This window comes from Enterococcus sp. 3H8_DIV0648, from assembly GCF_002140655.1.
GTDB classification, from domain to species: Bacteria; Bacillota; Bacilli; order Lactobacillales; family Enterococcaceae; genus Enterococcus_A; species Enterococcus_A hulanensis.
In genome coordinates, this window is record NZ_NGLG01000001.1 from 1886565 (window position 1) to 1905617 (window position 19053).

The window sequence follows — 19053 nt, forward strand, 5'->3', positions numbered from 1 at the left end:
TTTAGCTCCTTTTTTTCAGACCAAATTGACAGCCCTATCATCTACGTGTTTCAATGGGTTTGCAAATGATTCATATTGACAGACATTGGAGTGAAAAAAATGACACCAACTATCATCACTGATATAAAAAGCTTCGCGATCAAACCCGATCGCCATAATTTATTAGTCGTAAAGGTCGAAACGGATAAAGGCGTCTCCGGCGTCGGCTGCGGAACCTTTCAATTCCGGCCTTTAGCGGTTCAAACAGTCGTTGAGGAATACTTGAAACCATTACTGATCGGCAGAGATGCGAATCAAATCGAAGACCTCTGGCAGGTGATGAATGTCAATTCTTATTGGCGCAACGGACCGATCACCAACAATGCGATCGCTGGTGTCGATATGGCGCTTTGGGACATCAAAGGAAAACTTGCCGATATGCCTTTGTATCAATTATTAGGCGGCAAGTCCCGCACAGCGATCCCAGCTTATACTCATGCTGTTGCAGATAACTTGGACGATCTGTATGTCGAAATCGATAAATTTTTAGCTGAAGGCTATCGTTATATCCGCTGTCAATTAGGCTTTTACGGCGGCAATCCAAGTAACTTGGCAACACCTGAAAATCCAATCAACGGCTCGTACTTCGACCAAGAAGATTATATGCAGACAACCTTGAAAATGTTCGCCAGCATCCAAGACAAATACGGCAGCCGTTTCCAAATGCTGCATGATGTCCATGAACGCCTGCATCCGAATCAGGCGATCAACTTCGCAAAAGCAGCGGAACCATACAATCTCTTCTTTTTAGAGGATATCCTGCCGCCGAATCAAAATGAATGGTTGGCTCAATTGCGCAGCCAGTCTACTACGCCGATCGCTACGGGGGAATTGTTCAATAATCCGATGGAATGGAAAGAAATCGTACGCAATCGACAAATCGACTATATGCGGGCACACGTCTCACAAATCGGCGGGATCACACCTGCCTTGAAATTGGCCCACTTCTGTGAAGCGATGGGGATTCGAATCGCTTGGCACACGCCATCGGATATCACGCCGATCGGTTTAGCAGTCAATACGCATTTGAACATTCATCTGCATAACGCCGCTATCCAAGAAAACATTGATGTTCCTGAAAACACGAAGAAGGTCTTTGGCAATATCCCTGCCCCAGAAAAGGGCTTCTTCTATCCGATCGAAGAAAGCGGGATCGGTGTAACCTTCAACGAAGAATTGGCCGCCGAATATCCTGTCGTCTATCGACCTCATGAATGGACACAAAGCCGAACACCTGACGGAACGATCGTCACACCATAATAGAGCTAAAAAAGGTAAAGTCTGATCAGACTTTACCTTTTTTATTCCCAGTTAATTAAGCATCTTCTTCAAAAACCATCTCAAAATCAAAAGTACCTTTCTTTTTGACTGCAATATCATAGCGTAATTCGTAATTAAATTCTCCTTTGGAAAGAGCAGTATAAATAGCTTCAATTTCTTTTTGCGCGTCCTCAAACGTTGCATACCACCCGAGGGCATTTTGTTTGTCTCCCCAAAAAGAATGCGAGTCTACTCCCGTTAGTTGAGCCGCGGGATGATACTCTTTTTTTCCGTATACTTTGTTGATTTGAAATTTATAATAAGAAGACATCTGACCGTCGATCTTACTGATGATGGCGATCCGATGATCCTTTTCCTTGAGCACTAGCTTTTGCGAGTCTTCCCGCTGACTATCTGCCAACAAATAATCATAAGACACTTGAAAAAAATCAGCGATAATAGCCAGCTTCTCAAAATCAGGTTCGGCTGTTCCATTTTCATATTTTGAGATCGACTGTCTGGAAACAGCTAATACCTCAGATAACGCCTCTTGGGAAATGCCTTTGCTTTTTCTCAGCTCTTTTAACTTTTCACTAAACATACTCCTTCACTCCTCTTGTCTATCATCGCCAAAGCCACCCTTTTTCACAAGAAAACATAAGTAGAATGTTGTCAACTTTTGGTTGCATCCTTGTTAAATAGGGATTTCTAGTCAATCCGCGACCGATGAATCTCACGATCAAAGGGGCGAATGTAGGTCACCGAATAATCGATCGCCACGATGCTGCTGTATTCAAAAACCTGACCATCTTCTAAGATAGCCCGATTTGTGATCTGCATTGCGGGTGTGCCGCGTTTGCACAAAAGCAGCTTCGACTGTTCCTTTGAAGTCGTGATTGGATCATAGCTGGTGATGTAGTGAGAGATACGAAAGCCTTTTTGTTCCACGTAGTTCTGGATCGAATGCTCCACAACCTCTTGGGACAAATCGGGAAACATCGAGACTGGCATTTTTGAGATCTCCAGCTGTTCGATTTTATAGTTAACGATTCGTATCCGCTCAAAGGTCCACACCTCATCGCCCTCGTTGATTTGAAAAATCTTTTGTTCATCTAAAGTAGCTGGGGCTTTGTTCAATTCGATCATCTTTGAGTCAATGCGATCGTAAGGCGTGCGGGTCAATGAGTTAAAGATCAACGGGTTCTTCACCCATTTTTCGTGGACAAAAATCCCTGAACCTTGGACAACCCGGACGATGCCGATCTCTTCCAAGTTCTTGACCGCCTGCTGGATCGTAAAACGCGAGACCCCGTAGATTTCCGCTAATTTTCGTTGATTCGGCAGTTTGCCGTTTTTAAATTCTTCCTGATAAATTTTACTTAATAAGTCTTGAACGATGAATTCACGCTTTTTCATGTCAGGCTCCTTTGTCAAACGATTTCTTCATTCTTATCTTAACAAAAGAAACGAGATTTTCCATCCACCTATCTCGTATTAAAGTTTGCTCGACAAAAAAGACCCTTCGAAAATCGAAAGGTCATTGACTATTAATAGATTAGCGTTAAGAAATCTTCTTTGGTGATATTTCCAAAATAATGGGTCAGATCGATTTGATCGATGCTTTCTTCTAAGGCCTTTTTCTCATAACGGGTACCGATCAATTGATTTTCAACATCCTTGATCTCGCCTAGTCCAAAGAAATCACCGAAGACTTTCGCTTTTTCAATCTCACCATTGGCAACATCTAAGCGAACTTCGATCGAGCCGATTGGGAAACGTTTTTGGCGTTCCAAGTTGAACTCTGGTGAACGGCCATAGTTCCAATCCCAATTCTTGTAGTATTCATCAGAAATTTGATTGATAGCTTTCCAGTCTTCCTCATTCAACTCATGAGTCTTAACCTGATCGACACTATCTACCCCAAAAATCTGCAATAGAATTGCTTGACGGAATTCTTCTGTCGTCATATTTTGTTTGTCCGCTGACAGATAATCTTTGATATTCGTCACGCGGGAACGAATCGACTTGATACCTTTTGATTCGATCTTATCCTTTTTCACCTTCAAGGCATTCACGACTTCATCGATATCGCTGTCAAACATCAACGTGCCGTGAGCAAACATCCGTCCATTGGTTGAGTACATCGCATTGCCAGAGAATTTCTTGTCATCAATCACCAGGTCATTACGCCCTTTTAACTGTGCGCCTTCGATCCCTAGTTTATGAAGGGCTTCAACGATCGGTTCGGTTAATTTTTTAAAATCTCTAAAGGAGTTGCCGTCATCCGGCATAATGAAGCTGAAGTTCAAATTTCCAAGATCATGATAAACGGCACCTCCGCCACTTAAACGTCGAACGACATGAATCCCTTTTTCGTCCACATATTCTTTATTGATCTCTTCAATCGTGTTTTGGTTACGACCGATAATGATCGATGGTTCATTGATGTAAAAAAGCAGGATTGGTTCGTCTAATGGCATATTCTTCAATAGATAAGTCTCGATGGCAAGGTTTACTCGTGGATCACGTTCATTGTCATTTGGTACGTATAGCATTTTTCCAACTCCTAACTCCGTTTAAGGAATAGATTATTTTTTCCCGCAGCTTAAATCTCAAAAAACTTATGGGGCTGCGCCAACTCTACGGGAATCCCTTCGCTGGCTGCGGCTGCCTGTTGACGTAGTTCTTCCAAATCACCCTGCTGCGGCAAATGAGTCAAAACTAATTTTTTGACCGCTGCATTTTTCGCAAAAGTACCGGCTTCACCAGCAGTGAAGTGGGCTTTATGACGTTCGTTGCCGTCAAATAAATACGTATCCGCTAAAAACAGATCCGCATCTTTGGCAAATTCATTGAAGGCTTCCAAATAGCCGGAATCACCAGTGAAAACAAAAACTGCACCAGTTTTTTCTTCAACAAAGCGCATCGCATAGCAAGGTACCGGATGAATCGTCTTCATAAACGTAACAAGAAACGGTCCAAGTTTCAATTCTTCTGCTTCAAAATAGGCATGACCTTCTGTAACGCCTTCCATCGTCAGATCATTGAAATGAAATTCATCCTCTGTGTGTCCATAAATTGGTAAGATTGGTTTAGGCGTTTGCGTTGGATAAAGCTGCCAGTAATATTGCAGCACCCCTAGATCGGCAATGTGGTCATGATGGTAATGAGTCAAAAGCACTGCATCCAAATCCAATGGATCAAGTTCCTTTTCCAGCTCTACCAATGTCGAGCTGCCGGCATCTAATAATAAATTAAAGCCGTCAGCCTGCAGCAAGTAGCTGGTGGTCCCTTGACCTTCATAAGGATACGCGCCTAAACAACCTAGGACGGTCAATTTCATGCTAATTCCCCCTGATCAATCTTTTCCTTCAAGGCTTGGTCATAAAAGGCTGCACTGGCTGTATTCACATACACGGCTACAAACAGTAAACCGACAAACAATGCAACGAATCCTAAAATATACCAACCGATAAAGGATAATTGTAATAGAATATATTTGCCCCAGCGATCCTTCAATAATGACCACGCACGCTTGATACAATCGCCGACGCTTAGATCCGGATAATCAAATTTCACCCAAACAGCAAATTTGAAGATGATACTGATGATCGTCGATACAAGCAAGAATGCTAAGGTCAAAATAGCATAAAGGCCAAGTACGCCGATATTTAACAAGGTAGACGCATTTTGAGCACTCGTTACCCCGCCAGATGAAATCAGTGAGATATACACACTGCTGCCGGCTTGTAGCAGCAACGGAATGAAGAAGATTGCTGCCAGTACATATTGCACGACTTGTGCAATGATATTGATTAACAGCAACGGGACATAATACCCTTGCTGAAAGACCACAAAAATTTGGCCTAATTCTGCTCTGCCGCCCCGAACCACATATAAACTGATGTAATATAGGGCATAGCTGAAGGCAAACACCACGAAGATACCCAATAGAAATGATATTCCTAACTGAAGATTTTCATTATTGGGCATCGATGAAATGGTGTTGATCATTCCTGTCAATAGTCCAACGACTACGATTAACCCGACGTTGATTCCCCACTGACCGTTTAAACGATCTTTCGCTCTTTGACGATATTCACTTAGACTCATAGAGACACTCCTTTTACGCGGGAAAACTTCCCTACGTTTCTTTTAATTCGGCTATTTCTTTGGTTAATTTCTGTATTTTTCGCTCGACTCGTTTGGCTTCAAGTGCAACTGGAACATTTGCATAATTGAGCCGTTCGAAGGTTTTCAATTCTTTCTTTAAAAGATCCAGCTCTGTACGTTTTGTATCTATTTTCGTATGCAAATCGCATTTCTCCTTCATACAAAGGCCTAAACAATCAGACATAAATTCAACAACGACTTCTGGCAAAACGATCTAGTAGTGTTTGATTTCTCCGACCGCATCATAATCTAAACGAGCAACAACTTCCGTGACTAATTTAACTGTATTGAAGTAATCATCTTCATGGATAACCGATGTATGGGAATGCAGATAACGAACCGGCACGGTAATAGCCAATGATGGCACACCATCACGGGTCAAGTGCATTTGACCAGCATCCGTTCCGCCGCCAGCAATGACCGTGTATTGGAATGGAATATCCAATTCCTCGGCGACATCGATCACGAAATCCAATAATTTTTTGTGAGGCACCATTGACGCGTCGTAGATCAGGATTTGCGGTCCTTTGCCAAGAACGGAATCTGCTTCCTTCGGTGTCATTCCCGGGGTATCCCCAGCCGTACCAGTATCCAGTGCAAATGCAATGTCAGGATTTACGATATGTGAGCTCGTCCGTGCTCCCCGCAGACCAACTTCTTCTTGGACGTCGCTGCCGGCAAATAATACATTGTGGTGTTCGCGTTTTGATAAGTTTTCTAAAACCCGCAATGCCACAGCTGTACCGATACGGTTATCCCAGGCTTTGGCTAATAAGAATTTTGATTCATTCATTCGTTGGTATTGAATATACGGCGTTACCATGTCGCCGGGACGGATGCCCCATTCTTTCGCTTCCTCTGCGCTGGTGGCACCGATATCGATAAACATATCTTTGATCTCAAAGGGTTTCTTGCGCGCTTCTGGTGTCAACACATGCGGTGGTTTTGAACCGATCACGCCATGGATAAGCTTGCCCTTGCGAGTCTTGATTTCCACTTGCTGAGCCAGCATAACTTGATTCCACCAGCCGCCGATCGTTTGAAATTCAAGGAAGCCTTTTTCCGTGATTTTTGTCACCATAAAGCCGACTTCGTCCAAATGACCAGAGATGAAGACTTTGGGTCCGCCGCCTCCACCGTGCTTTGCAATGACGCTGCCTAAACCGTCAAAGAAAATATCGTCAGCAAATTCCTTTGCGTAATCTTTGAAGACCTCTCTGACCTCGTCTTCATTACCCGCAATACCGCGAGCTGAAGTGAGATCAATCAATAATTGCTCTTCCTTTTTATCCACTCTTATTCCTCCTAAAAAAATCTGTTCTCCACTAAGAATGTCTCACCGTAAAAATAAGCAGACATCCCTTTTACCTACCAATCAGTATACCATTGTCAAAAAAATCTGCGAAGTATGTTGTATAATCACTAGGAGGTGATCAAATGGCGCGTTTATTAGCAATCGAATTAACCATGATGGTAATGATCGAAAATGAGCTGGGGGAAATCTTAGTGCAGGACCGTAAGAAGAAGGATTGGCCCGGCTGGACCTTTCCCGGCGGTCATGTAGAAAAGGATGAAGGCAGCTATGATGCCGCGGTTCGGGAAATCGAAGAAGAAACAGGTTTAGCACTGCAGCCCGTCTTACAAGGTACAGCCGAATGGAACAACCCGACCAAAGAAACTCGTGAACTGGCCTTGCTCTACACCGCAAAAGTCCATAAGCAAGCAGTACCCGACGATCTCTTTTGGGTCACAAAGGCTGAACTAAAAGCTCAGAAATTGGCAGGCACACTAAACGAGCTGCTGCCGATCTTTTTTGGTGAAAAGCAGCAGATATATTTCGAGGTATGAAAAAACCTGTAGACTAGGTCCAATTTAGGAATCTAGTCTACAGGTTTAAACGTATTTTTTATGCTCGTACTTTTTTCAATGACCACGTGCCTCTTTCCCGCATCGTGATCAAATGGATCACCCAAAATGCCGCCGCGAAGGCTAACAGCACACCTGAGTTGAATAGAAACTTATCTGTGAAGCTTTGATTGAAATCAACAGTTTTGCCGATCAGCTCATTATTCTGCGCAAACCAATAAGTTGGTGTGAAGGCCGCGATTTTATTCACCGCATTCGGTAAAAACTCACTTGGTACAAAGACCCCGCCGACAAAACAACTCCCCATAATGAAAATATTGTTGATGCCGGAGATCGCATCCTCGTTTTGCAGAATACTGGTAATCAGGATCGAGAAGCTGACGATTGCCGCAAAGAACGCTACCGTATTTAATACGAAATAGCCTAATATTTGGTCAAAACTGCCTTTGGTGATAAATAGGACAAACGCTAAGAAGATAATCCAGCAAAAGACTGCGAAAGCTAAATTGCCAGTCGAAATTTTGCGCGACAGCTTCCGCCGAGAAACTGGCGAACAGCTATTCCGCCGCTGAATTTCCTCGCGGTTGAAGGCTAAGTTCACGGCCGCATAACCGCTGAAGATCGATAAGAACATTCCGTAAGCCAGTAGATTATAAATCTGGCCAGTCACATTTTGTTTTTTCTTCTTATGATAACTCGTATCAAAATGAACCTTTCCAGCCTTGCCTAAGGTTGTCTTGGTTTTCTGCAACAATTCTTTTTGAGACAGATTCGGCAGTTGCTTTTGATACGTCAAATAAGTATTCAAATAGTTATTGATGGTCGTATCAACCAGCGATTGAGAAAACGTCGCAGGACGTGTTTTACTCGCCAGCTTCACAGCTTCGCTCTTAGATAATTTCGCCGAGAAATCTTTCGGGATTTCAAGAATATATTCCACTTCACCAAAATACAGTGCATCGTCCAAGCTTTTTTGCGAAGTATCTTTCAGCTTTACGATTGTATGCTGCTTTCCTAAATAATCGACAAAGTCTTTTTCAATGGCAGAGTCGTCTTCTGAAAGAACCGCGATCTTCGCTCCAGTCAATTCCTCTGCATCTTGCGTCAGCTGTCCGGCATAAAAGATCGTAATTACCACCATAATAATGATCCCCAAAAGAAGGCTGCCTTTATTCTTTTTTAGAATTTGCAGGATTGCTCTATAAGTGGTCATATTGCACCTTCCTTTCGAATGAATAATTTAATAGGATAAACAAAACGCCAAAACCAGCTAACCAGAGTAGATTGAGATAGAACGTCTTCAGCGATTGATAATAGAAAAGCTGGTACAAACTTTCACTGATCAAATTCACGATATTGATTCGGCCCAACAAAGGCACATGCACATCGATCCAATACTTGATTGATTGCGACCCCATCATTCCCGCTAAAAAACTCATGATCATGGAAATCGAGATCCCGATCGAGATTTTTTGCTGGAAATCCACCTTAGACAACGCATTACCGATCAGTGTTCCAAAGGAGATCGTGGTAAAGGCACCCAGAGCGCAGACGAGTAAAATATAATTCCAGTGATCGCCAAACTCGACTTGATAAACAAAGCGATAGAACATTAAGATAAAGGTTACTTGCACAAAGAACAGAACGAGACTCGCTAACATATTGGCAAATGACACCAGCAGTTTATTCCGCGGGATCAAACATAGCCGCATCCCTTCCGGTGATTGATTGGCCTGCTGATCGTTGGCATTGCGTAATCCCCACATAAAGCCATACATCACTGTCATCCCAACTAGGGTAAAGAAGTAGAAGGATTTTAAGTTGAAATTCCCCGTACCATTACCATCTTTGACATAATTTTTTTGCACCAGCGCCTGAGTGATCGCTTGGGGCTGGACTGCACCTGAAGCCATCAACGTTTCAACTTTATCCGTGTTTTGCAGGTATTGATTCAACAGCTCTTTTAACACCGTTTGCTGCGTGCCGCTTTTACTGACGAACAGCTCGATATTTTTCGCATCGATCTCAAAATAGCCAGAGATTTTGTCATCGGATAATTGCTTTTGTGCTTCTTTTTTCGTTAATTCTTTGCTTTTGAAAATCACTTCGTCATCATTTTTGATTTCCTTTAAAACTGCTTCAAACTGTTTTGATTTTTCCTGATCGGTAGAAACGATCCCGACGTTCGATGTTTCTAGTGCGGTAATTTCATCAAGATTGCCAAAGGCCAAATTGAACAGCAAGCCCAAAACAACGGGAAAAGCAAAGGTCCAAAAAAGCAGGCTGCGATTTCTTAACAGGACACGCAAACGATAAATAAATAAACGAACAAACATATTCTCACCCCTAATCCCTTAATTCTTTTCCGGTGATCTCCAAGAACACATCATTCAACGTTGCTTCTTGGGTATGGATATTGGCATACATGATCTTTTCTGCTTCAAAGTAGCTTAAGATCGGCAGCAAAGTTTTCTTCAAGTCCTTGGTCGTTATCTGCAAATAGCTTTCATCGTAGCTCACTTCCAAAATCGATGGAAAGGCACCGACTTCTGCGACTTGCTCTTTGGTCAATCCAGGTACTTCAATAATCAGTTTTTCATTTTCACGAACCATATTTTTTAATTGCTCTTTACTGCCTTCTGCAATTACTTGACCTTGGTCGATGATCACGATGTGGTTGCACAAAATTTCGACCTCTTCCATATAGTGAGTCGTGTATACAATCGTCGCACCTTGGCGATTCAATTCTTTGATGCTGTCTAAGATCTTGTTTCGACTTTGCGGGTCAACGGCGACTGTCGGCTCATCCAAGAAAATCAATTCCGGCTTGTGCACGATTCCACAGGCAATATTCAGACGACGCTTCAACCCGCCGCTTAATTGCTTAGGATAGAACTTGCGAAATTCTTCTAACCCAACCAATTGGATCACTTCTTCCACATATTGTTCCCGCTTCGCTTTTTCCTGAACATACAGACCGCAGAAATAATTGATATTATCCGTCACGTTCAATTCTTCAAATAATGCGATTTCCTGTGGTACGACACCGATTTTTTGTTTGATGCCATATTTTTCCGGCCCCATCTCTTCGCCAAAGATCTTGATTGATCCGCGATCATAGGTCAATAATGAAAGCACACAATTGATTGTTGTAGACTTCCCACTCCCGTTAGGTCCCAATAGTCCTAATATCTCACCCTTTTTAACTGATAGATTCAAATGATTCAATGCGGTGAAATCACCGTAACGTTTAACTAAATTTTCGATTTCGATCAACATTTGCAAAACCCCTTTTCCTTTTCTTCTTACATTTACTATAATGAAATCAGTACCTTTGTTGTAGTGAGTTTCCGCCAATCATAGAATGACAAATGTCATTTTATGCGTTTCATTTTGCATTTTAAGACAATTAGCGACATCGGGTGTGTACGAAAAATGAATACATTAATACGAATTAGGATGCCAGTCCAGCTTTTCGCAGTTTGCCATAGCTCAAAAGCAATTCACTGGATAAACACAAGCTTAGTAGAAAAATGTTTAGCTGGATGGTATACGTGATGAAAATCAAACTCATTTTTCGCTTTTTGAAAAATGATTACTTTATTATGAATTAGGATGCCAGTCCAGCTTTTCACAGTTTGTTATAGCTCAAAAGCAATTCACTGGATAAACACAAGCTTAGTAGAAAAATGTTTAGCTGGATGGTATACGTGATGAGAATCGGACTCATTTTTCGCTTTTTGAAAAATGAATACATAAATACGAATTAGGAGCCGCCATGAAAAATTTAAATAATTATTGGGTTGATTTTTTCTTTTTAGAATTGATTGGTATTTTGCTGCTGTTTCAACAGGGGTTCAAGCCGCAAATGGTGGTGTATTTGCTGGCAGCTATCCTGCTGGCCGGCCCAGCGTTGCTGCTGGAAAAATCTTTAGGACAAACCATGGGTGTTTTTCCATTATTGATTTTAAGCTTTTTCTGGCCGATGCTGCTGGTTTTTCTGCCAGCAAATTTACGGATTGCTTGGCGAGAAGAGCTGATTTGGAGTTGGGTCGTTATTGTATTGTTCATCCCGTTATTTCAGGAGGCCTACTCTTTTCCGGAGCGGCTGCTCATTCTTGGTTTAAACTGCTTTGCTATTTTATTGGCTTGGCGTGGGAAGAAACAAGAAGACGTTACCGAGGCGTTGTTGCAGCTGAAGGATGACAGTTGGGAAAAACAAGAGCTGTTAAAACAAAAGAATCAAGAATTGATCCAATCACAGGAAACCTTCATTGACTTAGAGATTTCTGAGGAACGTAACCGGATCGCCCGCGATATCCATGACAATGTCGGACATTTATTATCCAGCGCCATCATTCAGCTTGGTGCGATCGAAGCCATTAATCAAAGTTCACAATTAAAAAAACCGTTGACTCAACTGAAGTCGACGATTCACACGGGAATGGATAATATTCGCGAAAGCGTTCATGATCTGCATGAGACCTCGCTAACCTTTGAAAAAGGCTTGGAGCTGTTGATCGCTGATTTTCAATATTGTGAAATAGAGCTTCGCGGGAATGTTCCGCAAAACTTGCCGCAGGAGCAAGGGAGAACGTTGTTGATGGTCATGAAGGAAGCCTTCTCTAATGTGATGAAACATAGCAATGCGACTAACATCATCCTTTCTTTCAATGAACTGCCTGCTTTTTACCGCCTGCAAATTCTTGATAACGGGACTCTCGCAAAAAAAAGCGGTGATGGCATTGGTTTAAAAAGTATGCGTCAGCGGGTCGAACAGATTGGCGGACAGCTCCATATCTCGCAAACACCAACTAACTTTATGATCAATGTCATTTTGCCAAAGGATGCGCGTTCTTCATTTCGCAAAAAAAGTTGATGATAGGAATAGACAAAATTCGGCCGCTAGGGATCGAAAATGAAGACTCAAGGAGGAACACTATGATTCGTGTTGTTGTGGTAGATGATGATCCGTTAGTGACGGAATCGTTAAAAACTATTTTAGAAATATCTGAAGAGATCCAAGTTCTTGGCACAGGAAATTCAGCCTCGGATGCAGTGACGCTGTACTTGCAGGAACGCCCCGACGTTTTATTAACCGATATTCGAATGGGCGAAAGCACCGGAATCGAAGCGGCAAAAGAGATTTTTAAGCAAATTCCTGATGCAGTCATTTTACTGCTGACAACTTTTTCTGATGATGAGTACATTCGCGAAGCTTTGCAGATTGGTGTGAAAGGCTATCTAATCAAACAAGATCTTGCCAGTATCGTGCCCGCCATCAAGGCTGTTTATAACGGACAAACTGTTTTCGGCACAGAGATTGTAGGCAAATTGGCCTCGATCTTGACTGATCAAACACCGCAAAAGCGCTCCCAGATTGAATTATCAGAACGCGAAGAAAGCATCTTGATCGCTGTCGCCAATGGAAAAAATAATAAAGAAATTGCCGAAGAGCTTTTCCTAAGTGAAGGAACAGTCCGGAACAACATCAGTCAGCTGCTGGAAAAATTGGAAGTGCGCGACCGCACCCAATTGGCAATCTTCTATTATAAAAATTATCAGCAGAAATAGCCTAGGGAATGTTTTTCCTTAGGTTTTTTTATTGTGCCAACCTCCCCATAGCAAATAAGCAGGTTCCAGCAGTAATACTCCAGCTACCTTTTTTTCTTCTTATTATTGCCTTTTTTCTTATTCTTTTTATTGCTGCTCTTCTTGGTATTCGTTTGTCTATTTGCGATCAAGGATTGAACATAAGCAGCCTTTGGTGTGAGCAGTTTCGGCTTTTTAGTTTTCTGCAAATCAGCTTCTGGCGGGTTCGTTACCGCGATCGCGGATGAGTCTTTCACCAAAGAATAGTCATTCGGCTCTAGTTGCGGAGATGGGGATTCCAGCAGCGGATCAAGGACCGGCTCTTGTACTTCTGCTGATTCCTCTGGCTCTTCTGCAACAAACAGGACTTGGAGATTCTCCAAACTTGTCACCTCTGGATGACCCACCCGGACTAAGGTCAATACTTCCGCTTCACTCAAACTGGTTACATCAAAATCTTGCGGAACAATGATCTCGACAGTCTTCACTTCGGTTTCTTCGGCTGCTGAAGCTTGAACAGACTCCTCCCGCAGTTCATCATACATTTCCTCCTCTTCAAGGGTTTCTTTCACTCCAGGTCGATTGAGTTTGACGAATTCAGCAAAGCGTTTTACTCCAGAGGCTGTTTTAAAAATACTCAAAGTCGTCAATACTTTCAGCATTCTGATTGCTTCGATCCCTGATCGTCTTTCATTCGCATTTTGGATCGTCAACGTATGTCTTTTTCCCGCCGCATCTTTGAAAACAGAAACAAAACGTAGATTCAAATCTGGATTCGCATTCTCCCTAGTCGCTGGGGTATTCAAAATATTTTTATAGAAACATGCTTCCTTGGAAAAGCGGTCATACTCCTGTTGACTGCTAAACAAGCGGGCTTTCACTTGATTCCACTCGCTGCCCGCTGCAAAATAATCTTTGAAATAAGCGCAATACTTCCGTAGCAGATCGCTCGGTTCAGCGTTCAAGAACAAGTCTCGGACTAAATCACGACACAAAAAGGAAAAATCGCTACAACTAAGTGCGTCCCGCAACATAACAACAATAAGATATTCAATGACAGAGGCTATATCACGTGTGTGTTGAAAATACATATTGATTCTGGATTCTAGACGATCTCGTTTCATAACAAATAGAGTTCTTTGAGTTAGTGGTTTTGATTGTTGGTTTGATTTCATATCATTCTCTCCCTTGGCTTTTGTTTACGCTTTCTTATCTTCAAAAAACATCATAACTCTAAGTAAATAAAAATACGAGTTTGAATTTTTTAATTGGAAATAAAGAATTTCACCTGTATCCAAAAAAAGTGTTTTCTTATTAAGTTTTTGGATTAATTAAGATAACTAAAAAAAATCGCTTACGGAGATTCCATTTAACCTTTATTAAGTTGTCTTTATTATTAAAAAAAACAGTATTTGACTGCTAATAGTCAGAATACTGTTAAAAACTTTGTTTGTGCATTTTACTTTTTGACCGTCAAAATTCTGAAAAAAAATTTTCTGATCCAAATAAACAGCGGCAAACACCTCAAAATTTGGTGTTTGCCGCTGCTTTATTTGATCTCGGCTGGATTCATTTCCTGCCATTCCTTACTCAAAAAGTATGGATTATTGATTTGATAGCTCTCAGCTTGCGACTTGCGATCTTGCAAGAATGGAGCGATTTGTTTATCCGCTGCCAACCAGCCCTTCCAGCCTAAGTGAATCGTATCTTGCATGAAATACGGTGTGTTGTCTTGGTCGGTATAATCAGCGATATTGTTGAATCCTTGCGAAGTCAATTGATATTTGATTTTATCGGAGAACTGCTGCAGCATCTCTTTTGAAAGTCCAGTGAATCTTGCCCAGCGGCCATTGACCGGCGGAATAATAAAGAGAGCGTCCGCATGTTCTTTTGCCAATTGATCCAATGCCAATTGAAAATCCGAGAATTCAGGTGAAAAACGATAATCCCAGTTCTTTTGCGAGTCCGCAAAACGATTCATATGTGGTTTGATCCGTTTGTGATAAAAACGTCGTTGAATACCGAATTCATTTCCTTGGGTCGCCCGTTCGCCTAAACGATCGGCTAAAGTAGCCAGTTCATCAGGATTATAGTTTGCAGGCAATGCTTTTACACTTTTATCGATCTCAGCCTGCTTGCTAAGCATCCCGATGGTACTGAACAGCTCATCTTCTCGTTCCAGCATGTTCAATTTTAACTTACTGAAAGTCACATCGGTTTGATCAGGCAGTTTGCCATCCCGCACAGCATCCAGCATTCGTTCTAAACGTTCATCTTTTCTTACCCCTCCATAATGAGTCAAACGCTGGGCTAAATATTTATCGCTGGCTTGGACTTTTTTCAGACTTAACAGCCAATTCAAGGTTTGCTCTGGGGAATAGTAGGCATCAAAGTAATCTCGTTTGATCCCATTTTTAACAAACCATTGCGGAGAAATGATGAATACGACTTTTCGATCCTTCAAATCATTTCCCAACGACTGCATCATCATAAACTGAGTCAATGACTGCGTTCCGGGTGCCCCCATCAAAAAGGGGGTGTAGCCTCTATCGTATTTTTCGGCTAAGACCGATGGATGAAAGGGACTGATCCGGCTCAATTCGGACGAACCGAAAAACGGTACATAATTATCGGTACTTAGAGCTTCTTTTGTGATACTGTTCCCCCGTAAAACATTTCCCGCCATCGAACTTGAAGCTGCTTTGATCAGCTTCGGGTCATTGCTGTTGATTTTGAATGGTGAAAAAAACAGAAGAACCAATAACGCTGCCGCTAAAAGAATCGGCCCAAAGATACCGAAGAGTTTCTTTTTCATTAAGCTTGCAAGGCTTTCACTTGTTCAATGATTTTGTTTGGTGTGTTCCATTGAGCGCGGTCAAACTCTGAAACAGGAACCTGTACGCCTAATTGTCCTTCGATTTCCACTAATAATTGAACCGTTGCTAAAGAGTCCATCAACCCTTCTTCAAACAGATCCACCTCGGGATTATCTCTCACTTCATCTGTTCCTGTAATATCTTCTAAAATACTGAATAATGTGTCTTCCATATTAATCGCTCCATTTCGTTTTTAGTTAATTGTTTAGTGCATTAGAAAAATAGTATGAACCCATAATTTATCCAAAAAGCCTGAGAAGATTAAAAAGCTCAAGCAGACAGCGTTAAAGGTTAAGAAAATCGCCAACGCATGGGTAAATTTGTTAGATGGGAGCTGTTTCTTATGTTTCTTTTTAAAGCGCAGCCACGCATCGGTCAAGCAAATCAAGGCAGCGTGGTAGAAACCGTATAAAATGTAATACCAAGTCAAACCGTGCCAGACGCCCATGATCAAAAACAAAGCAAAGTAGCCAACATTTGAGGCCACGATCCGGCTCTTGAAGGTTTTCTTTTTAAGCAAAGTGAACATCAAGCGCATATAGATGTAATCACGGAACCAGAAGGACAAGGTCATGTGCCAACGATTCCAGAATTCCTTGATGTTCCAAGCTAAGAACGGTTTGTTGAAGTTAGGCGGTGTTTCGTAGCCCATCAACTTGCTGGTACCCACTGCGAACAAGCTGTAACCGGCAAAGTCAAAGAATAAATACATACTATAAACGTACATATACCCGACTAAGCCCCATGAAATACCGCCATGGTGCATCGCCATCCGATCAACGATTGGCAGCAGCACTTGACCGAAGTAATAACCGATCACGAATTTATATAAAAATCCGACGAAAATATCATGGACGCCCGCACCTAATAGATCGACGTATTTTTCCGGTGCCGGCGGTTCCTTCAAGTCCTTTTCAAACCGACGATAACGGTCGATTGGACCTGAGGATATCGTTGGGAAGAACAGCAAGAACTTAATATAGTTCAACGGGCTGTATTCCTTGATCATGCCGTCGCGCATTTCCATGATGATCTGGACCGACTTAAAGGTCAGGTACGAGATCCCTAGAAAACCGAAGATAGAATTTTGGCCATCCATAAAAGGGGTTACTTTGACCAGAATCAAGGGCAAGATACTTAAAAATACTGCGAAGTAAAAAACGCCGGCTTGATTCTTGTTTTTGCGATAGTGGTTGTAGCACCAAACTAATATACTTTGAAAGATTACGTAGCCAATCAACGCCAGTCCTTGGCGATAATCATTTCCGCCAAAGGAGATGTAGAGAAAGAACAGTGTGATCAATGACTGATACCAGCCGATCCGCTTGCCGCGAATCAATAAGCTCAAAATCAGCGGCAGCAGGGTCACAATCAAGATAATAAAATAAATCGGTGAAGCATAAGGCACCATGTGAGGAATCAACATCAGCTATTCACCTCGTTGATCAGTCTCTTGCGGTCGATCTTGCCGTTTGCTGTCAGCGGTAACTGCTCCACATAGACAAATTTTTGCGGAATCATGTACTCCATGACCCCTTCCGCCAATTCTTCTTTGACTGCCTTAGTTAATTGGTAAGCTTTCTCAAAATCATTATCGTTAGCGACTACATAAGCGACTAATTGTTGAACCTTGTGATCTTGATATTTTGGAACGACCGTCGCCTGCTTCACGTAGGAGACTTTTTCCAGATGATGATCGATATCTTCCAATTCGATTCGGAAGCCATGCAATTTCACTTGAAAATCAATCCGACCTTCATACAGCAGCAAGCCATCTTCCTGCAGTCGGCCAGCATCCCCTGTATGATAAGCAGGAACGCCATCAATCTCGAAAAAGGCCGCCGCTGTTTTTTCAGGATTGTTCATATACCCTTTCGAAACACTTGGCCCTTTGATGATGATCTCGCCTGCTTCGCCAGCGGCTGCTTGTCGATCTTCATCGTAAATCAAGACTTCAGTATCTTCTTTGACATAGCCGATCGGCACACGATCGTAAGTGGCTAACACTTCTGCTGTCACTTCGATTTGCGTCATTGCAACCGTTGCTTCTGTCGGCCCGTAAGTATTGAAGACTTTCGCATTTGGGAAGCGCCGCAGCAATTCCTCCGCGGTTTTACGCGGCAGCTCCTCGCCGCAGAATTGAAAAATCTTCAATGATGGTACGCGTTCGCCATCGAAGGTCTTTTCCATCAAACAAATATCCATGAATGACGGTGTCGAGACCCACACTTCCAAAGCCAATTTGGGCAGAAAGCTGAATAATTTTTTAAAGTCGTTGATTACGGCTTTTTCCATCGGAATCAAAGTACCCCCGCTGCAAAGTGCGGGATACACGCTCATAACGGACAAATCAAAAGAATAAGGTGCCTGTGATAAAAAACGCATTCCTGACTCGATTCCAAAATCCTTCAGATCCCAATTCGTGAAGCTTAATAGATTTTTGTGACTGATTTGGACTCCCTTAGGCACACCTGTCGTTCCAGAGGTGAAGATAATATAAAAAGTCTCATCACCTGTGACTGGCTGCAACGCTGCTTGTCCTTGCTCTGTCGTAAAAATCTCAGCAAGTTCTTTCGGTGTCACAATTGGAACCTCCGCTGCGATTTCCTCTGGCCAAGGCAGGACACTTAAGACCATTGCCGGCTGCGCCACCTCAAGAATCAATTGGATTCGATCTAATGGCGTATTCGATTCGATGGGAATGTAGGCATGCCCGCTTTTGACCGCGCCTAGGAAACTAGCGATCATTTCAAATTCCAGCTCGCCAAACACAACGATCGGTGTTTGAGCCGCTGTTGTACGATTTAAATATTGTGCTAAATTGTCTGACCATTGCCGCAAGGTTTGATAGCTGAAGGCTGTTGTTTCTGATTGATAAGCGATGGCCTCAGGTTTTTCACTGGCCCATTGGTCAATGGTTGTAATGATATTTTCCATGAATGTCCCTCCGTTCGGTTCAAGAACGAACTTTCTAAAATTCGTTATAGATAAAATTACCGCCTTGAATACTCTTGTAATGGTATAAGTAAACGAGAATCAAAAGGACGGCAAAGTAGAAAATCGTCTTTCCAGCAAAACTTAACCAGTACCGAGTAGCGGGGCGTTTAAAAAATTCTTTCATCTGATCGCCCTCTCCTTTTTACTTTTGTCATCATTATAGAACGTTGATAAAAATCTACCATTTGTTCCCCTTACATATACCGCTTCCAAACGAACAGTTTTGTCACATGCTTGACAATATATTTTA

20 protein-coding genes are annotated in these 19053 nt (G+C 42.3%); 4 read left to right on the plus strand and 16 right to left on the minus strand.

Annotation, left to right across the window (positions count from 1 at the left end; all coding sequences use genetic code 11):
• Window positions 1-99: 99 nt before the first annotated feature.
• A complete protein-coding gene (locus A5875_RS08770) occupies window positions 100-1299 on the plus strand; it encodes an enolase C-terminal domain-like protein (RefSeq protein WP_088933236.1) in 1200 nt (399 codons plus the stop codon).
• Between the two features lie 55 nt (window positions 1300-1354).
• On the opposite strand, the gene A5875_RS08775 is transcribed toward A5875_RS08770, so the two are convergent.
• The 7 genes from A5875_RS08775 to A5875_RS08800 all read right to left on the minus strand — a co-directional run bounded on the left by A5875_RS08775 (window position 1355) and on the right by A5875_RS08800 (window position 6766).
• Window positions 1355-1900, minus strand: coding sequence for a helix-turn-helix domain-containing protein (locus tag A5875_RS08775; protein ID WP_088933237.1), 546 nt, complete (start codon window positions 1898-1900; stop codon window positions 1355-1357).
• 107 nt (window positions 1901-2007) lie between these two features.
• Entirely contained in the window at window positions 2008-2715 is a 708-nt protein-coding gene (locus A5875_RS08780) for a GntR family transcriptional regulator (protein ID WP_088933238.1), read from the minus strand.
• Window positions 2716-2846: 131 nt separating this feature from the next.
• Entirely contained in the window at window positions 2847-3854 is a 1008-nt protein-coding gene (locus A5875_RS08785) for a lipoate--protein ligase (protein ID WP_088933239.1), read from the minus strand.
• Between the two features lie 50 nt (window positions 3855-3904).
• A complete protein-coding gene (locus A5875_RS08790; RefSeq protein ID WP_088933240.1) occupies window positions 3905-4642 on the minus strand; it encodes an MBL fold metallo-hydrolase in 738 nt (245 codons plus the stop codon).
• Entirely contained in the window at window positions 4639-5412 is a 774-nt protein-coding gene (locus tag A5875_RS08795; protein WP_088933241.1) for a DUF975 family protein, read from the minus strand. Before A5875_RS08795 ends, A5875_RS08790 begins: the two co-directional genes overlap by 4 nt.
• Before the next feature lie 31 nt (window positions 5413-5443).
• Window positions 5444-5614 (minus strand): hypothetical protein, encoded by a 171-nt coding sequence (locus A5875_RS23620; protein WP_171004897.1) that lies wholly within the window; start codon window positions 5612-5614, stop codon window positions 5444-5446.
• Window positions 5615-5686: 72 nt separating this feature from the next.
• Window positions 5687-6766, minus strand: coding sequence for a M42 family metallopeptidase (locus A5875_RS08800; protein WP_088933242.1), 1080 nt, complete (start codon window positions 6764-6766; stop codon window positions 5687-5689).
• Between the two features lie 143 nt (window positions 6767-6909).
• Between A5875_RS08800 and A5875_RS08805 the strand changes: the two genes are divergently transcribed.
• A complete protein-coding gene (locus A5875_RS08805; RefSeq protein ID WP_088933243.1) occupies window positions 6910-7320 on the plus strand; it encodes an NUDIX domain-containing protein in 411 nt (136 codons plus the stop codon).
• Window positions 7321-7378: 58 nt separating this feature from the next.
• On the opposite strand, the gene A5875_RS08810 is transcribed toward A5875_RS08805, so the two are convergent.
• Genes A5875_RS08810 through A5875_RS08820 form a run of 3 tightly spaced genes read right to left on the minus strand, consistent with a single transcriptional unit; the run spans window position 7379 to window position 10617 of the window.
• Complete coding sequence (locus tag A5875_RS08810; protein WP_088933244.1) at window positions 7379-8551, minus strand: ABC transporter permease; 1173 nt, start codon at window positions 8549-8551, stop codon at window positions 7379-7381.
• Window positions 8538-9674, minus strand: coding sequence for an ABC transporter permease (locus A5875_RS08815; protein WP_088933245.1), 1137 nt, complete (start codon window positions 9672-9674; stop codon window positions 8538-8540). The genes A5875_RS08810 and A5875_RS08815 overlap by 14 nt, the downstream gene beginning before the upstream one ends.
• Window positions 9675-9684: 10 nt before the next feature.
• A complete protein-coding gene (locus A5875_RS08820) occupies window positions 9685-10617 on the minus strand; it encodes an ABC transporter ATP-binding protein (protein ID WP_088933246.1) in 933 nt (310 codons plus the stop codon).
• 499 nt (window positions 10618-11116) lie between these two features.
• On the opposite strand from A5875_RS08820, the gene A5875_RS08825 reads away from it, so the two are divergent.
• A complete protein-coding gene (locus A5875_RS08825) occupies window positions 11117-12217 on the plus strand; it encodes a sensor histidine kinase (protein ID WP_088933247.1) in 1101 nt (366 codons plus the stop codon).
• Between the two features lie 62 nt (window positions 12218-12279).
• Window positions 12280-12912, plus strand: coding sequence for a response regulator transcription factor (locus A5875_RS08830; RefSeq protein ID WP_088933248.1), 633 nt, complete (start codon window positions 12280-12282; stop codon window positions 12910-12912).
• An 83-nt stretch (window positions 12913-12995) separates the two neighbouring features.
• Here the strand turns inward: A5875_RS08830 and A5875_RS08835 are convergent, their stop codons facing one another.
• The 6 genes from A5875_RS08835 to A5875_RS08860 all read right to left on the minus strand — a co-directional run bounded on the left by A5875_RS08835 (window position 12996) and on the right by A5875_RS08860 (window position 18927).
• Window positions 12996-13895: a hypothetical protein gene (locus A5875_RS08835; protein ID WP_254911863.1), complete on the minus strand. Its 900-nt coding sequence runs from the start codon at window positions 13893-13895 to the stop codon at window positions 12996-12998.
• Window positions 13896-14479: 584 nt separating this feature from the next.
• Window positions 14480-15745, minus strand: coding sequence for a D-alanyl-lipoteichoic acid biosynthesis protein DltD (gene dltD / locus A5875_RS08840; RefSeq protein WP_088933250.1), 1266 nt, complete (start codon window positions 15743-15745; stop codon window positions 14480-14482).
• Window positions 15745-15978, minus strand: a complete 234-nt coding sequence (dltC, locus tag A5875_RS08845; RefSeq protein WP_088933251.1) for a D-alanine--poly(phosphoribitol) ligase subunit DltC — start codon at window positions 15976-15978, stop codon at window positions 15745-15747. The genes dltD and dltC overlap by 1 nt, the downstream gene beginning before the upstream one ends.
• A gap of 33 nt (window positions 15979-16011) precedes the next feature.
• A complete protein-coding gene (dltB, locus tag A5875_RS08850) occupies window positions 16012-17232 on the minus strand; it encodes a D-alanyl-lipoteichoic acid biosynthesis protein DltB (protein ID WP_088933252.1) in 1221 nt (406 codons plus the stop codon).
• Window positions 17232-18743 (minus strand): D-alanine--poly(phosphoribitol) ligase subunit DltA, encoded by a 1512-nt coding sequence (gene dltA, locus A5875_RS08855; protein ID WP_088933253.1) that lies wholly within the window; start codon window positions 18741-18743, stop codon window positions 17232-17234. The genes dltB and dltA overlap by 1 nt, the downstream gene beginning before the upstream one ends.
• Before the next feature lie 34 nt (window positions 18744-18777).
• A complete protein-coding gene (locus A5875_RS08860; RefSeq protein WP_088933254.1) occupies window positions 18778-18927 on the minus strand; it encodes a teichoic acid D-Ala incorporation-associated protein DltX in 150 nt (49 codons plus the stop codon).
• Between the last annotated feature and the right edge of the window lie 126 nt (window positions 18928-19053).

Excerpts from the sequence above, each read along its gene's own strand:
- A5875_RS08770 (WP_088933236.1), top strand. The coding sequence starts at position 100 with ATGACACCAACTATCATCACTGATATAAAAAGCTTCGCGATCAAACCC.
- A5875_RS08790 (WP_088933240.1), bottom strand. The coding sequence starts at position 4,642 with ATGAAATTGACCGTCCTAGGTTGTTTAGGCGCGTATCCTTATGAAGGT.
- A5875_RS08795 (WP_088933241.1), bottom strand. The coding sequence starts at position 5,412 with ATGAGTCTAAGTGAATATCGTCAAAGAGCGAAAGATCGTTTAAACGGT.
- dltC (WP_088933251.1), bottom strand. The coding sequence starts at position 15,978 with ATGGAAGACACATTATTCAGTATTTTAGAAGATATTACAGGAACAGAT.
- A5875_RS08860 (WP_088933254.1), bottom strand. The coding sequence starts at position 18,927 with ATGAAAGAATTTTTTAAACGCCCCGCTACTCGGTACTGGTTAAGTTTT.
- dltD (WP_088933250.1), bottom strand. The coding sequence starts at position 15,745 with ATGAAAAAGAAACTCTTCGGTATCTTTGGGCCGATTCTTTTAGCGGCA.
- A5875_RS08815 (WP_088933245.1), bottom strand. The coding sequence starts at position 9,674 with ATGTTTGTTCGTTTATTTATTTATCGTTTGCGTGTCCTGTTAAGAAAT.
- A5875_RS08825 (WP_088933247.1), top strand. The coding sequence starts at position 11,117 with ATGAAAAATTTAAATAATTATTGGGTTGATTTTTTCTTTTTAGAATTG.
- A5875_RS08810 (WP_088933244.1), bottom strand. The coding sequence starts at position 8,551 with ATGACCACTTATAGAGCAATCCTGCAAATTCTAAAAAAGAATAAAGGC.
- A5875_RS08820 (WP_088933246.1), bottom strand. The coding sequence starts at position 10,617 with ATGTTGATCGAAATCGAAAATTTAGTTAAACGTTACGGTGATTTCACC.
- A5875_RS08775 (WP_088933237.1), bottom strand. The coding sequence starts at position 1,900 with ATGTTTAGTGAAAAGTTAAAAGAGCTGAGAAAAAGCAAAGGCATTTCC.
- A5875_RS08785 (WP_088933239.1), bottom strand. The coding sequence starts at position 3,854 with ATGCTATACGTACCAAATGACAATGAACGTGATCCACGAGTAAACCTT.
- dltA (WP_088933253.1), bottom strand. The coding sequence starts at position 18,743 with ATGGAAAATATCATTACAACCATTGACCAATGGGCCAGTGAAAAACCT.
- A5875_RS08780 (WP_088933238.1), bottom strand. The coding sequence starts at position 2,715 with ATGAAAAAGCGTGAATTCATCGTTCAAGACTTATTAAGTAAAATTTAT.
- dltB (WP_088933252.1), bottom strand. The coding sequence starts at position 17,232 with ATGTTGATTCCTCACATGGTGCCTTATGCTTCACCGATTTATTTTATT.
- A5875_RS08830 (WP_088933248.1), top strand. The coding sequence starts at position 12,280 with ATGATTCGTGTTGTTGTGGTAGATGATGATCCGTTAGTGACGGAATCG.
- A5875_RS08805 (WP_088933243.1), top strand. The coding sequence starts at position 6,910 with ATGGCGCGTTTATTAGCAATCGAATTAACCATGATGGTAATGATCGAA.